Origin of the sequence: Acinetobacter portensis, from assembly GCF_010646905.1 — a bacterium.
Taxonomy (GTDB): Bacteria; Pseudomonadota; Gammaproteobacteria; order Pseudomonadales; family Moraxellaceae; genus Acinetobacter; species Acinetobacter portensis.
In genome coordinates this window covers 1,550,421-1,564,933 of the sequence record NZ_JAAARQ010000002.1, presented here as the reverse complement: position 1 = coordinate 1,564,933, position 14,513 = coordinate 1,550,421, and the positions used below count along the sequence as shown (strand labels likewise).

At 35.9% G+C, this 14,513-nt stretch carries 13 protein-coding genes; 5 read left to right on the top strand and 8 right to left on the bottom strand.

What is annotated here, in order from left to right; all coding sequences use genetic code 11:
- Nucleotides 1-66: 66 nt before the first annotated feature.
- Nucleotides 67-390, bottom strand: coding sequence for a pyrimidine/purine nucleoside phosphorylase (gene ppnP, locus GTK57_RS07450; protein WP_152873345.1), 324 nt, complete (start codon nucleotides 388-390; stop codon nucleotides 67-69).
- 544 nt (nucleotides 391-934) lie between these two features.
- Here ppnP and recN point away from each other — a divergent pair.
- The 3 genes from recN to ruvX all read left to right on the top strand — a co-directional run bounded on the left by recN (nucleotide 935) and on the right by ruvX (nucleotide 3,700).
- Entirely contained in the window at nucleotides 935-2,596 is a 1,662-nt protein-coding gene (gene recN, locus GTK57_RS07445) for a DNA repair protein RecN (RefSeq protein ID WP_152873343.1), read from the top strand.
- A 113-nt stretch (nucleotides 2,597-2,709) separates the two neighbouring features.
- Nucleotides 2,710-3,264 (top strand): YqgE/AlgH family protein, encoded by a 555-nt coding sequence (locus GTK57_RS07440; protein WP_163122252.1) that lies wholly within the window; start codon nucleotides 2,710-2,712, stop codon nucleotides 3,262-3,264.
- Nucleotides 3,257-3,700: a Holliday junction resolvase RuvX gene (ruvX, locus tag GTK57_RS07435; protein ID WP_163122249.1), complete on the top strand. Its 444-nt coding sequence runs from the start codon at nucleotides 3,257-3,259 to the stop codon at nucleotides 3,698-3,700. The genes GTK57_RS07440 and ruvX overlap by 8 nt, the downstream gene beginning before the upstream one ends.
- 59 nt (nucleotides 3,701-3,759) lie before the next feature.
- Here the strand turns inward: ruvX and GTK57_RS07430 are convergent, their stop codons facing one another.
- Genes GTK57_RS07430 through GTK57_RS07420 form a run of 3 tightly spaced genes read right to left on the bottom strand, consistent with a single transcriptional unit; the run spans nucleotide 3,760 to nucleotide 7,095 of the window.
- Nucleotides 3,760-4,767, bottom strand: coding sequence for an HlyD family secretion protein (locus GTK57_RS07430; protein ID WP_152873404.1), 1,008 nt, complete (start codon nucleotides 4,765-4,767; stop codon nucleotides 3,760-3,762).
- 37 nt (nucleotides 4,768-4,804) lie between these two features.
- Entirely contained in the window at nucleotides 4,805-5,011 is a 207-nt protein-coding gene (locus GTK57_RS07425; protein ID WP_152873339.1) for a DUF1656 domain-containing protein, read from the bottom strand.
- 2 nt (nucleotides 5,012-5,013) lie between these two features.
- Complete coding sequence (locus GTK57_RS07420; protein WP_163122246.1) at nucleotides 5,014-7,095, bottom strand: FUSC family protein; 2,082 nt, start codon at nucleotides 7,093-7,095, stop codon at nucleotides 5,014-5,016.
- A gap of 463 nt (nucleotides 7,096-7,558) precedes the next feature.
- Here GTK57_RS07420 and GTK57_RS07415 point away from each other — a divergent pair, with 463 nt between their 5' ends.
- Entirely contained in the window at nucleotides 7,559-8,341 is a 783-nt protein-coding gene (locus tag GTK57_RS07415; RefSeq protein ID WP_163122243.1) for an IclR family transcriptional regulator, read from the top strand.
- Nucleotides 8,342-8,389: 48 nt separating this feature from the next.
- Here the strand turns inward: GTK57_RS07415 and GTK57_RS07410 are convergent, their stop codons facing one another.
- Nucleotides 8,390-9,019 (bottom strand): alpha-ketoglutarate-dependent dioxygenase AlkB family protein, encoded by a 630-nt coding sequence (locus tag GTK57_RS07410; protein ID WP_163122240.1) that lies wholly within the window; start codon nucleotides 9,017-9,019, stop codon nucleotides 8,390-8,392.
- 136 nt (nucleotides 9,020-9,155) lie between these two features.
- On the opposite strand from GTK57_RS07410, the gene GTK57_RS07405 reads away from it, so the two are divergent.
- Nucleotides 9,156-10,958, top strand: a complete 1,803-nt coding sequence (locus GTK57_RS07405) for an ABC transporter ATP-binding protein (RefSeq protein WP_163122237.1) — start codon at nucleotides 9,156-9,158, stop codon at nucleotides 10,956-10,958.
- A 53-nt stretch (nucleotides 10,959-11,011) separates the two neighbouring features.
- Here GTK57_RS07405 and GTK57_RS07400 read toward each other — a convergent pair whose 3' ends face one another.
- From GTK57_RS07400 to uvrC, 3 genes are all read right to left on the bottom strand, one after another.
- Nucleotides 11,012-11,689: a helix-turn-helix domain-containing protein gene (locus GTK57_RS07400; RefSeq protein WP_163122234.1), complete on the bottom strand. Its 678-nt coding sequence runs from the start codon at nucleotides 11,687-11,689 to the stop codon at nucleotides 11,012-11,014.
- 149 nt (nucleotides 11,690-11,838) lie between these two features.
- A complete protein-coding gene (pgsA, locus tag GTK57_RS07395; RefSeq protein ID WP_163124651.1) occupies nucleotides 11,839-12,426 on the bottom strand; it encodes a CDP-diacylglycerol--glycerol-3-phosphate 3-phosphatidyltransferase in 588 nt (195 codons plus the stop codon).
- A 145-nt stretch (nucleotides 12,427-12,571) separates the two neighbouring features.
- On the bottom strand, nucleotides 12,572-14,371 hold the full coding sequence (uvrC, locus tag GTK57_RS07390) for an excinuclease ABC subunit UvrC (protein WP_163122231.1): 1,800 nt from the start codon (nucleotides 14,369-14,371) through the stop codon (nucleotides 12,572-12,574).
- Nucleotides 14,372-14,513 lie beyond the last annotated feature (142 nt).

The window sequence follows — 14,513 nt, the reverse complement described above, 5'->3', positions numbered from 1 at the left end:
ATGCTGAATCATTAGTTTAACCGATTTAGGCTAAAATTTCTTTGTCTGAATCTTCTGATTTAATGCTTAACCACCCAAATGGCAAACATAATCTACAACTTCATCTGCTTCAATTTTAAAACGACTATTTCCAGGCACATAGAATGATTGTCCTGCACGAAACAATTCGCTTTCTTCATTATCGGCAATGCGTACACGACATTCACCTGAAATAATTTCCATACGCTCAGGAACATGAGTTGCAAAAGTGAGTTCTTGTTTACTTGGTAAAAGTACGCCTAATGTCTTTTTTGTTCCATCTTCAAATTGAACAGTGTGGCTGACACATAACCCATCAAAATAAACATTCGATTTTTTTACTACAGATACATGATCAAACTGGGCTGACATGCGTACTCTCCAAATAACGCGTTTTTATATTTTATAATTAGTTTATTTAGAAAGATAAATAGACCAATTAATCTCTTTATAGGTAAAACAATACGCTTCAAACTTAAGCATAAATGATGCTTTTGCTTTTGCCTACTCACCTCAATTTCACAGAATTTTAAAGCAACTACACCATAAGTACAAATCACTTTTTGCACAATACTCACTAAAGTTTCAGATGACTTTTGCATAGCAAGAAATATTCCATACTTATATTTCACGATTAGGTTTCAAGCAAGACTCTCTCCTACAATCACTTAAAATGTTTTCAATTCAATAAGATCTTCATCATCTTTACAAAGAGATGTTTAATTCCTATGAAAAAACATGCTCTAAACCCTATATTTAGCGTATATTTAAGAAATTCCCTTTTATTTTGAATGGTCTGTTTAATTCTAATCAGTATTATTTTTAGCGTTATTTTAAGATAGAATTAATCTGATTTTGTATCAAAAAACAAAACTTGACGACCTTTAACTAAACTTTTCGCAGCTTGGATGCGTTTATGCTGACACATTTAACTCTGATTAATTTCGCATTAGCCGAACATTTAGCTATTGATATTGAAGAAGGTTTTAACGTTCTTACGGGTGAAACTGGCGCAGGAAAATCATTATTACTCGATGCGCTTTCTGCTTGTTTGGGCGAAAGAACAGATACCAATTATGTTCGCTTTGGCTCTGAAAAAGCAGATGTCACTGCAACATTCAGCTATAAAGAAAATAGCCCCGAAGCATTATGGCTAAAAGAGCAAGAATTAGCAGATGAATCTGGCGAAATTCTTTTACGTCGTGTAATTTTTGCCACAGGTCGAAGCAAAGCGTGGATTAATGGTCGCCCAAGTAGCTTGTCTGAATTAAAAGAAATTGGACGCTTACTCGTGCAGCTTTATAGTCAGCACAGCCAACAACAACTATTAGAACCACCTTATCCAAAACATTGGTTAGATCGCTACAATAATTTCTATATACCTGCTCAAGATGTCCGTGATGCGTATAGCAAATGGCAAAAAGATATCCGTCAGCATCAATCTGCATTGGATGCTCAAGCAACGCGTAAACAACGTATAGAAACCTTAGAACTTCAAATCGAAGAACTTGAAGATTTAGTTCAAGTCGATTACAAAGAAATTGAACAAGAGTTCGACCGCCTGAGTCACCATGAAAATATCATGCAAGATTGTGGTTATGCTCTTAGCGCAATTGATGATGCCGAACAAAATATCAATCAAGAAATTGCATCTATTTTACGTCGTTTAGAGTCACATTCTGGACGCAGTGAACAACTCGCTGAAATTTACACATCACTCTTGAATGCTCAAAGTGAACTAGATGATGCAACTGCAAATTTACGTAATTTCATCGATAAACAAAGTTTCGACCCTGAACGTATGGAAGAGTTAAATTCTAAACTTGAAGTTTTCCATCGTTTAGCACGTAAATATAGAACACAGCCTGAAACACTCAAAGAAGAATATGATGCTTGGCAGTCTGAGCTTGAGCAGCTACATCAACTAGAAGACCCTGAAGCACTAGCGGAACAAGTAGAAGCTTCACATCAAGACTTTTTAGCCAAAGCGCAACATTTAGATAATATTCGTCGCGAGGCTTCGCTTCCTTTAGCTAAACATCTTACAGAACAAGTGAAACAACTTGCGTTACCCGAAGCTCATTTCGAATTTAAATTTGAACCTTTAGAACAAGTCTCAAGTGAAGGTTTAAGCTTTATTCAGCTTTTATTTACAGCAAATAAGGGCATCCCTGCTCAGCCTTTAGCACGTGTTGCTTCGGGTGGTGAATTATCTCGTATCGCCTTAGTCATGCAAGTTATGAATGCTGAAAAAACAGAAGCTGAGGTTTTAGTCTTCGATGAAATTGATGTGGGTATTAGTGGTGGTACAGCAGAAATAGTCGGTCGTTTGCTTGCAGGTTTAGGGCAACATGTTCAAATTTTATGTATTACCCACCAAGCACAAGTTGCCGCACAATCCGATCAACACTTACTTGTGAAAAAGCGTCAAACCGACCCTGCAAGTAGTACGATTATTGACTTAGAAGAAGATGATCGAGTTCTTGAACTTGCACGTATGACAGGGGGAATAGAACTGAATGAAACCACCCTTCAACATGCGAAACAATTACGCCAATTGAAATTTCAACCTGTCTAACAAACAAACTAAAAATTGAAATGTAAAAATAATTGAGTGAAACAACAAAGTTTGTGTCACTTATTTATTAAAATAGACATTTATTAATTGATCAATTTAGGAGAAGCCTTTAGGTGCCGAAACAATATTTGATGCATCGTTGTCTTATTGCTCCACCAGATATGGATGATGCTTTCTTTGCAAATACCGTCATCTATTTAGCTCGTCACGATGAAGATGGCGCTCAAGGCATTATCATTAATCGCCCTTCTGGTCTTCAAATTAAAGAACTCTTAAATGACCTCGATATAGAAGCCGATCATGTAAATCCACACGATGTTTTACAAGGTGGTCCTTTACGCCCAGAAGCAGGCTTTGTACTTCATACAGGTCAACCCATTTGGCTATCATCTGTTGCGATAGGTGAAAATGTGTGTCTTACCACATCTAAAGATATTTTAGATGCAATTGCACACAATGAAGGTGTTGGTCGTTACCAAGTTGCGTTAGGCTATGCAAGCTGGGACAAAAACCAACTAGAGCAAGAAATTTCTCGTGGTGATTGGCTCATTTGCGACTCCGATATGGATTTAATTTTTAACTTACCTTATGACGACCGTTGGGATGCTGCCTATAAAAAAATGGGCGTAAACCGTACATGGTTATCTTCCGAGATTGGTCATGCCTGATTTATCCGCGCCACACATGATTATGGCGTTTGACTTTGGTACTCAAAAAATGGGGATGGCTGTTGGTCAATCTCTCATTGAAAGTGCCAATCCTCTTGCTTTATTTCCCATGAAAGATGGAATTCCAAACTGGGATGAACTTTTAAAAATTGTGAAACAGTATCAACCCACTCTTTTTTTAGTGGGTTTACCATTAAATATGGATGATACCGAATCTGAACTTTCAACGCGTTCTCGTAAATTTGCACGTCGTTTACGCCATCAAACCAACATAGAAACCTTAATGGTCGATGAGCGTTTAACCACACGTGAAGCACGTGATGAACTCGATCATTATCAAGCACAAGGTCGTGGCAAAAAACTTTCTGCAGATAGTATTGCTGCGGCTTTATTTATTGAAAGTTGGTATAGAAACCCTGAAGGTTTAACGCCTTAGCCCACAAATAAAAAAGCATCCCAATTAGGATGCTTTTTTATGAAATGAACGACGGTTTTTTATTTTTTATCTTCTAAAATATGTACAGTAACTGTGCGACCTGCAACAAATGCCAATTCATTTTTTGGAATTTCATCCAAAACAATTTTCACAGGAACACGTTGTGCTAAACGAACCCAGCTGAATGTTGGATTTACATTTGCCAATAATCCAGTCGTTGAGGTTCGCTCTCTATCTTCAATACCCGATGCCATGCCTTGAACATGACCTTTGAGCTTATGAGAATCTCCCATTAATTGAATAGTTGCGGGCGCACCAACATAAATTTTATTCAGTTTCGTTTCTTCAAAATAACCCACAACATATAACTGTTGTCGGTCTAATAAAGCCGCGACAGCTTGTCCAACTTTTACATAATTACCTTCTTTTAATTCAAAATTAGATAATGTGCCATCGGCAGGTGCTACAACTTCTGAACGATGTAGATTTAGCTCAGCCAAATGTACGCTACTGGTTGCGACCTCAATGAGTGCTTTTTGCTGAATAATATTGGCTTTTGCTTGTTCAATAGCGGCTTGCAATTGCTCATGTTCTGCATGTGATTGATCTCGCACAGCAAACATTTGATCTTGTTCTTGTTTTGAAATTGCGCCATCCATCAAACTTGCATAACGACTTGCATTTTTATCTGCCAAATTACTATTTGCTTTTGATTTCGCTACGTTTGCTTTTGCTTGCAATAACTCAGCCTCAGCACCAGCCAAACTCGCCTTGGCTTTTGCTAAATCTGAACGTGCCTGCTCAACATCTAAAGCTTGTCGAGCAACATCAATTTTAAAAAGCACTTGCCCTTTCTTGACTGTTTGGTTGTCTTGAACGAATACTTCTGTGACTAAACCTGAAACATCAGAAGATAATTGAATGACATCTCCTCTTACACGCCCATCACGTGTCCACGGCTCAGAATTGTAATAATTCCAAATGTGTTTAATTGCGAATATTGCAAGAATCGCAACCACTAAAAAACCAAGCGGTCGTATGATTTTACGTAAATCAAAGGATGCCATTTTCATTTTACCTCGTTCATTTCAATAGATTGTGCGCTTATGCAAAACACACGATAAAACCCCAATGGATTAGCCATAACAAGATGAGATACAAACACAAATTAAAAACGCTCGGTAATGGGATCCAGCCGTTTTCAACTAAACGATCTGTACCAATCATTACAATGCGTAAAACCATGTATGCAAGCACACTTTGAATTAAAAAAATTGGCACATACACGCCATATATATTGAGTTCACCCATGTTTATGCACTCACCAAATGTACTTGTGCCGTTTCATCAAAAGTTGCATGACATAAACTGCTTTGAATATTATTTAAAGAAACCTGTAAACGCTGTGCAATATTAATATCATCCAACACAAATGCTTCTTGCTGAATATTTTGGATTTTATTAAGCAAGGTATTTCGAAGCTCATCTTCTGCTTGATGTAATTCTTTGGCGCGGAAATAGTCATCTAAATAAGACTGTAAATCTGCCAAACTTTGGAAGATACTCAGTTGATCATCCATCTTATTCATAAGCTCTTGAATACGCGTTAAATCAATCACAGCACTAGATTCAATCAGTGCCAAATGAATATTTTTCTTTAAGGAATCGGACTGAACCACTTTTGTATTTAAGATACCAATCCGATCTAACATACCGCGCAAGTGAATTCTGAAATTCACACCATATGGAATGTATAGAGCTTGTCGAATGGCTTTGTAATGTAAAGATAAAATACGTTGAGCCGTAATATCTGGTGACATTGCACGAACCAAATGAATCACATAAACAGAAATAATTGGACCAATCACCGTTCCAATAGATGCATCAAAAAAGAAAACCTGATCTAGAACATAACGATTTTGCAGATTCAACCCCATAATGGTTCCCATTAATAAAGGCAAAGCCAGCGCAGTTAATGGTGGATGCGGAAACATCATTAGGCAATACATTACAAAAGGTGCAAGTACCAAACAGAGTTGCCAAAATTCCGTAACGTAGGGGAAGATGCCATAAGCATAAAGAAAGACAAAAACTCCTGCATAAATGTTACCGCGAATAAATATTTTTAAGGCAGGTACAGGATTATCCATAAAGGTTAAAATACAGGCACTAATCGCCGCCATTTCAGCAAGCATAAAACCTGCTTTCCAGCCACTTAAAATCCAGAAACCTGTAGCAACAACCACAACAATAAATGCAGAAATACCACCACGAACCGCCATACCATAATCACGGTGTAAACTTGGATAATTCGTGGTTAATGGCGCAACACTTTCAGGTAATGTTGCATCGCCTTTTTGAATACGTTGCCAAATGAGTTTGAGCGCCCGTACATTTTGAATAAAATGTCGTAAATCCATTCTTAAACTTAGCAACATGACTTGTTGTGACGCTGTTGCAGATGCAGAAATAGCAGCAAAATCTTGATCAAAACTTTCAGGTAAAGCATTTAATTTAAATTCTGAAATATCATGATCTCGCTGTAAAAAATCGATAATATGTTCATTCGCAACTTTTAAAGCATCTCGATATTTCATATCAATTTGATCTAATTGCTTAATTCGCTCTGCCATTGAAACTAAATTCGATACAAGCATACTGAGCTGATGCAACATTTCTTGCAAAGGTTTAGTCATTCCCTGCAAAGTCGATTTTTCATAGCTTAAATGCACTGCCATGACATGAATATCGGCAATATCTCGTGCAATACTACTCAACGCTGTGCTGTAGTTTCCAAGCTCTTTCTCATCAATTAAGATTTTTTCAAAGAGCTCTCTTGTATCTTGAAGTGCTTTTGAAACTCGTGTTTTGACCGCAGGCCCAATATGCATTGGAAAAATGGTTGTGGTCACAATAGCACTACACACCACCCCTACTGTAATTTCCAAAAACCGTCCAATTGCCATGTCAAACACAGAACTGGTATCGATGTTATACACAATGTTATAGCTGATAATAACCGTCGTATAACCTGCCAGCATACAAATGTAGCTGCGTGGTGTTCGATCTAATAATGAAATATAAAGACAAAAACCAACCCAAAAGGCTAAAAAGAAAGTAAATATCCACGGTGTATTAATTAAAGCAGGCGTAACTACAATTGAAACAATTGCCCCTAATAAGGTTCCCAATACTCGATATAAACTTTTAGAAGATGTCATGCCTGAATATGGATTGGCAATCACAAATACAGTACCAACAGCCCAAATGGGATAAGCCAAATTCAAAGAAAATGCGACATAAAGTGCCAACATACCCGCCAAAAACGTTTTAGTCGCAAAAATCCAATCCATTTTATTGGGTCGGAAAGCGAGTATTTGTTTGGTCAGCAACATAGCTTATCTCTGAAAGTGTTTGAGACTTCTTTTAGAGAAAACTTCATCGCGCCATATAAATAAATATACAGCGTCATTTAATCCTCGCATTTAACGAAAATTTTTAAAGGTTATTCAAGTAAAAGAAATCATATATAGACATGATCAAAAAATTGTCATATCGGAAGAAAATGGAGATGACTATTTGCTCAATAGCAAGTAGATTATTTATTCACCATTGGATATTTTCAAAGCAGATTTTTTCAAAAATAACCAAATTTGTCAACTTTAATATCTTTATTTGATAATTTAGCTAATATTTTTATGATATTTATACATATTATCTTCCATTTTCTTAAACTATACATCTAAGCACCTAATTTACATTAAGAGGATTGCAATAAAAGCGATGTCGTTTTTCCGTATTTTTGCTATATAGTGACTATTATTCAAATGTCCTCTTCATTAGACCAAGCAGATTTCTATGGCAATTTCCAGTTTCGGTAAAATCCTTACAGTCTTAGATTTATTTTCATTATCTCGCCCTATCATTAATGTCGATATTATTAGTGAAGAGCTAGGCTTATCTAAACCTACGAGTTACCGTTATTTAAAAGAGCTTGTATCTGCCGAATTATTACAACGCCTAAGTGGGACTTCGGGTGACTATACTCTGGGGTCTAAAATTGCAGTGCTTGACTATATTTCTCGCACCACAGATCCGTTAGTTCAAATTAGCATTCCATTTATACGAGAAATTGTAAAACGCACAGAGTTTTCTTGCTTACTTACGCATTTAAATCATGACTCATGTATCGACCTACATGATGAAGTCTTTCAAAACACAATGTTGCTCTCTTATGGACGTGGTTGTCCTCGCCCTGTCTTTGTTGGCTCATCTGCAAAAATTATGATTGCACATTTGCCTAAACAAGGGATTTTGGATTATTACCAGCGTTTTGCGAAAGAGCTTGCAGATGTAGATTTTGCTCACAATGAAAATGATTTTCTGACAAAAATGAAGAAAATTAAGAAACAAGGTTATTATTTTTCCAATGGTGAATTAGATCCAAATATTGCAGGTGTATCTGTTCCTGTGAAGTTTTCTAGTAAAGAGCCCCCATTAGCTTTGACGCTTTTGGCTTCAAAAAACCGCTTTGAATTTGTAAATCTTCAAAAACTCATTACAATTTTGCAAGAAAATGCAGAACTCATTGAGAAAAAAATTGCAGGTTTAGCCAATCAAATAGAAGAAAAAACACTTTAATTCATCTGAAAAAATTAAAGCCCATTTATACATGGGCTTTTTTATTGCTTAATTTTTCGGTGGATAAAAATATCGAAATGTTAAATTAATTCTGGGTTCTAAAATTTGAGTAGATTTCATTAAGGTATGCTTCCAATCACGTTGCGTTGTGCCTCGCATCACAATCAATTGACCACTTTGCAGCATTAAATCTACTTTATGATTTTTAAGTTTATGCTTAAAACTAAACTTGCGTGTTGCACCAAAACTTAAAGAAGCAATTACGGTTTCTTCTCCTGTTTTAGGCGATAAAGCTTCTTCATTATCACTATGCCAACCCACGCCTTGCGTACCATTTTCATATAAATTTGCTAAACATGAATTAAATGGATGACCCACTAATTTTTCAATATGTTGCTTTAATCGAAATAGACCTGCATCCCAAACTTGCGCTTGTTTCAATGTACCTGAATAGTAATATTTAAAATGTTCATCGCCATACCAAACTACTTTTCGATCTGTTTTAAAGTATTGTCCGTGTAAATAAACTTCGTCATTTTGCCAATTTAATTGTTTTAGAAAATATTGTAGATATTTCTCGCTTTGTTCTACATTTAAAATTAAGCCAAAATCTTTCACCACGCCATCGCACGGTAAAATATTGTCGTTCAGTTCAGGCTCAAATAACTCAAAGTTCATGTAGATATAAGCTCTTCAGTTTTCAAATTCAGCTTAACTCAAATTTTATTCACAAATCAAAACATCGACAAATCTTGTTCTCATTCAAAATGAAGCATAGACTTAAACCCATGTTTAAAAATAAGAAATATTGAATATGAATTTATGGCAACTCTTTCAAAAACTCAGACCATTTGTTCATCCCTATAAACTTTTGGTTGTTGCAACGCTTATATTAACGCTCATTGGCTCATTAACAGCTCAGGTTAATGCACTAACACTTCAATACGCTGTAGATAGCATTAATAAGCTTGTGGAGGCAGGTCTTGGGCTTGCAGATGGTTGGCATATTTTAATTACAATTACCGCAATATTATTGGGTAAAGAAATCATCAATGCCTTTGTTCAATTTGGGCAAAAATTTTATGGTGAAAAATTACGAATCTTTGTTTCACAAGATTTAGCCCAAAGCATTATCGAAAAGTTTTTGACTTATAGACTGTCATTTTTTAATGAAGACAATAATCAGGCAGGAAAATTACAAACACGTATAGACCGTGGCATTGGCTCACTAACTCGCCTCGTTCAAATCTTTTTTATTGATATTTTGCCGTTGTTTACCAGTGCATTTGTGGCTTTAGGCTTAATGTATTACGCTAATTTTTACGTGGGTTTAGTAGCTACAATTATTGTGCCTATTTATTTTTGGTTAACCTATAAACAAGCACACAAACTTGGTGATTGGCGTCGTAATTTACGCGATGGACGTGAAAAAAAGAGCCAAGGCATTCTTGGTATTATTAACTCAATTACTGTTATTAAATCGTTTAACCGTGAAACAATTGAGTCATCTAAACAATTAAAACTACAAAAAGAACTGACTGACAACCAAATGCAAACTCGTCAAATTAGCTTCTTATTTGATGGTTTAAAAACCTTTATTGAACAAATTGGTATTGTGCTCATTATTATCTTAACGGCATATTTTGTGCTTGATGGGCAAATGAGTATAGGCATGATTATGTATCATGTTTTGTTATTCAATAACGTGTCTGCCCCTATTCGTTCATTGCATCGCATTTATGATGAAGTCAATGACGCTATGATTTACTCGGAAAGTTTCTTTAAAATTTTAGAAGCAGATAGCGAAATAGAATCGAGTGGTTCAGAAAAACCGACGATCAAAGGTAAATTTGAACTTAAAAATGTCAATTTCTATTATCCAAATGGTCACCATGCTTTAAAGAACATCAACATGGAAATTCGACCCAATAAAATTACCGCTTTGGTTGGGCTTTCAGGTGCAGGAAAATCAACACTTATCAGTTTACTCGATAAATTCTATGAACCTAAAGATGGGCAAATCAGTATTGATGGCATAGATTTACAAGATATCGATACCCAATTTTTACGTGAACATATTGGTTTAGTTCTGCAAAAAAATCACATTTTCCAAGGTTCAATTTTTGAAAATATTCGTTATGGTAAAACCAATGCAAATTTAGATGAAGTCATTATTGCAGCAAAAAAAGCTTCAATTCATGAACAGATTTTACAGCTTCCAAATAGCTATGATGCAGATGCTTTAATGCTTTCGGGTGGTCAGCAACAGCGTATAGCTTTGGCTCGAATGTTCTTGAAAAACCCACCTATTATTTTCTTAGATGAACCAACGGCAAGTTTAGATGCCATTGCAAGTGAGCAAATTAAACAAAGCTTAGATGAAATTAAACAAGGTCGAACCGTTGTTATGATTTCACATAGTTTGTCGCAAATTATTGATGCAGATTATACCTATGTCATGAAAGATGGGGCGATTGCAGAACATGGTGAGCACGATGATCTTTATCATCAAGATGGTGTTTACAAAGAAATTTTCGACGCGATGGCAAAGAGTTTAAATATTGAAAAAATTGCCAAAACCTTTGAAGACGATGCAGAAGAAGAAACGCATAGTTAAAGAAAAAGTGATTTGATTTATTAAATGAATAAATCAAATCACTTTTTTTACTCTTATAAATTAAAACTAATTTTTTTAGGAACACAAAAAAATTTAGGTTCATCCCCTCTTTTAAATAGGCTTATATAAATTAAATTAACTGTTAATGGACCATCACCTATTTTTGAGTTAATAGCTGTTTTTCTTTTAGCAATAGCTATTGAAAAGCCGCTCAATTTTATTTCTCTTAGCATCCCTTCAATCTCTTTATGCAATGAAACTTTTTGAAGTTCTGTATACAAATTTGAAATATCACGATAATCCCGCATTAGATCAATTAAATTTGCACAAATTTTTTCCAACTCTTCACATATCTCTACATTATAAGAATAATAATCAGCAGTGCTATTAGCCGTTATTTCTAAAAATTGAGGTGCATTGAAAATAATTTCTGCATTTAGTTTCAAAAAGCTTTTATCAAAATCACTTTGTTCTTTTTCAATATCATCGGGTGTTATCATCTTAATAGGATTATTAAAGTAATCTATATCATCGATGCCTAAAGCTATTGCCAATGCTCTTCTAGTATCAAAACTCGCAGATATACCATTTTCAACACGTTGGATAGTTCTAACACTTAGCATTGATATTTCAGCTAGCTGTTCTTGTGACCAATTTCTTATTTCACGACTTAGCTTTACCACTACTCCAAGTTCAATAGTCGTTATCTTCTTATATTCAGTATTAGCCATTCTAATCTCACACTTTAGTTTGAAAGTGCTTACCATGATAAAAAAACTGTTTTTATTTAAACACGACAACAACCTGACAGCGAATAAATCCAAATGCAACAATAAAAAAGCTCCGATCATTCGGAGCTTTTTTATATACAGAGGATCAATTAAGGTTGTTTTAAATAAGGCCAAGCAGCTCTTAAATAAATAAACATCGACCACAAAGTCAAAATAACAGCGGTGTATAACAATGCATATGCCAACATTTCTAAAGGAGGCCAATTCAATAAAAATACTGAAATTGCGATCATTTGAAATGCTGTTTTATATTTACCTACCGTTGAAACTGCAACATTTGTACGCGCACCCAATTCAGCCATCCACTCACGTAATGCTGATACGGTAATTTCACGTGAAATAATCACAATTGCAGCAAATGCCATAGAAATTGATGGTTGCCATTGCACAAGAACAATTAAAGCGGCTGCGACCATTAGCTTATCTGCAACAGGATCGAGGAACCGACCAAAAGCAGATGTCTGATTCAATGTTCGAGCTAAATAGCCATCGAACCAATCTGTAACAGCAGCAACAACAAAAATACCCGTCAAAATGAGGTGTCGAGTCATACCACCGATATGCTCATTCACACCTATTGCAGGCGGCCAATATGCAATTAAAAGAAAAACAGGAATAAGCGCAATTCGCGCTAAAGTTAAAATATTCGGAATATTCAGGATTCGACCTGTGGTCATAGACACCGCCAATTTTTCCTCTTTATGTGTGCTTTAACTCACATAAATGTTAAGGTTTTATCCATCGTTAATAGCGCTCACTTTATACGAAATCCCCAACAGTGTCACGAAGAAAACTCCCTTAAAGCATATGCACTTTTGTACCTTATTCATGCAAAATTTTATAAATTGTACGTGCCATCACATCGCCTAAGCCCGGTACTAAAGTGAGCTCTTTTTCAGAAGCCTTCAACACACCTTGAATTCCACCAAAATGTGTTAATAAATCACGGCGGCGTTTTGGTCCAAGACCCGGAATGACTTCGAGTATCGATGAACCTCGTTTTTTATCTCGTTTTGCTCTATGTTTAGTAATGGCAAATCGATGCGCTTCATCGCGAACTTGTTGAATTAAATGTAAGGCTTTATGATCTTCTGCCAATTGGATTTTTTCACCATCTGTAAAGTGCAACGTCTCTAAACCCGGTTTACGCCCCTCACCTTTAGACACGCCTACCATAAAAGCATCTAGCTCTAAATCTTTCATGACATCCATTGCCATATGAAGTTGCCCTTTACCACCATCAATTAAAAGTAAATCTGGCAACATATGCTTTTTATAACGTCGAGTTAATGCTTGTCGCATTGCTGCATAATCATCGCCTTCAGTAATATCGGTAATAGAAAATTGACGATAGTCACGTTTACGCGCACCACCACTGTCAAAAACCACACAAGATGCAATGGTTGCTTCGCCCATGGTATGGGAAATATCAAAGCATTCTATGCTGTCGATTGGTCTACCCAGTACTTGTTCAAGCTGATAGAAACGTTCATTCAATTCAAAATGATTGGCTAATTTGCCTTTAATTGCATGTTCAACATTCATTTGTGCAAGTTCAAGCCATTCTGCACGTGTTTCACGGACATGATGTTTAATCTGTACTTTCTTCTCGAAGTGTTGATGTAAAGCATCTTCTAATTCTTTACGGTCTAAAACATCAACATTTACAATCAATTCTGTTGGAATTTCATCGGCAACTTGGAAATAAAAGTTCGCTAAAAAGTCTGAAAGCATTTGACCTAAATCATCTCCCAACATATCTGGGAAATAACTTTTTCCACCTAACATTTTGCCATTACGCACATGCATAATTTGCACACAGGTCACCCCTGCATGGTAAGCAATCGCAATAATATCGGCTTCACCTTTGACTTTATAAATAGCTTGTTGTGCTTGTACATCTCGAAGTAGCGCCATACGGTCACGGTAAAAAACAGCTTTTTCAAATTCGAGCTTTTCCGCTGCTTCTTCCATTTTTGAAATGAGTTCTTGATTTAGCTCTTTGGTATCGCCTTGTAAAAAGCGAATTGAGTTATTGATATCTTCTTTATAAGCTTCGGGGGAAATTAAACCTACGCATGGCGCAGAACAGCGCTTAATTTGATACTGCAAACATGGACGTTTACGCTGTGAAAAATAGCTGTTTTCACATTGGCGAACGTTAAATAGTTTTTGTAAAACCACCAAAGTATCTCGAGCATTATATGCGCTCGGATACGGCCCAAAAAACTTACCTACCTGATGCTTACCTTTCCCGCGACCACTGGCAATACGCGGATATGGCTTATCTGCCGAAACAAAAATATAGACGTATGATTTATCATCTCGCAGCATAATATTGTAAGGCGGACGATGCAGTTTAATCAGGTTTTGTTCAAGTAATAAAGCTTCTGTTTCAGAACGAACAATTAAGGTTTCTATATCGTAAATTCGAGCCACTAAAGCTTGGGTTTTAGGATGCTCAATGGTTTTAACAAAGTAGCTCGATACACGATTTTTTAAATTCTTGGCTTTTCCCACATACAACAATTCACCATCTTTACCTAACATACGGTAAACACCAGGTAAATTGGTCATATTCGCTAGAATTTTTTCAATATTATTTCGTGCGTTTTCGTTCACTCTGCGCCTTAATTTGCTTTTGATCTATCGCTACATGATGTGATGATTCCCATCCATTTTTCAAGCAACTTTCATTTTAATATGTTGTGCAAAAAAAAAGATTCATGTTTGAATCTCTTTCTCTAAAAATAGGACGATTATT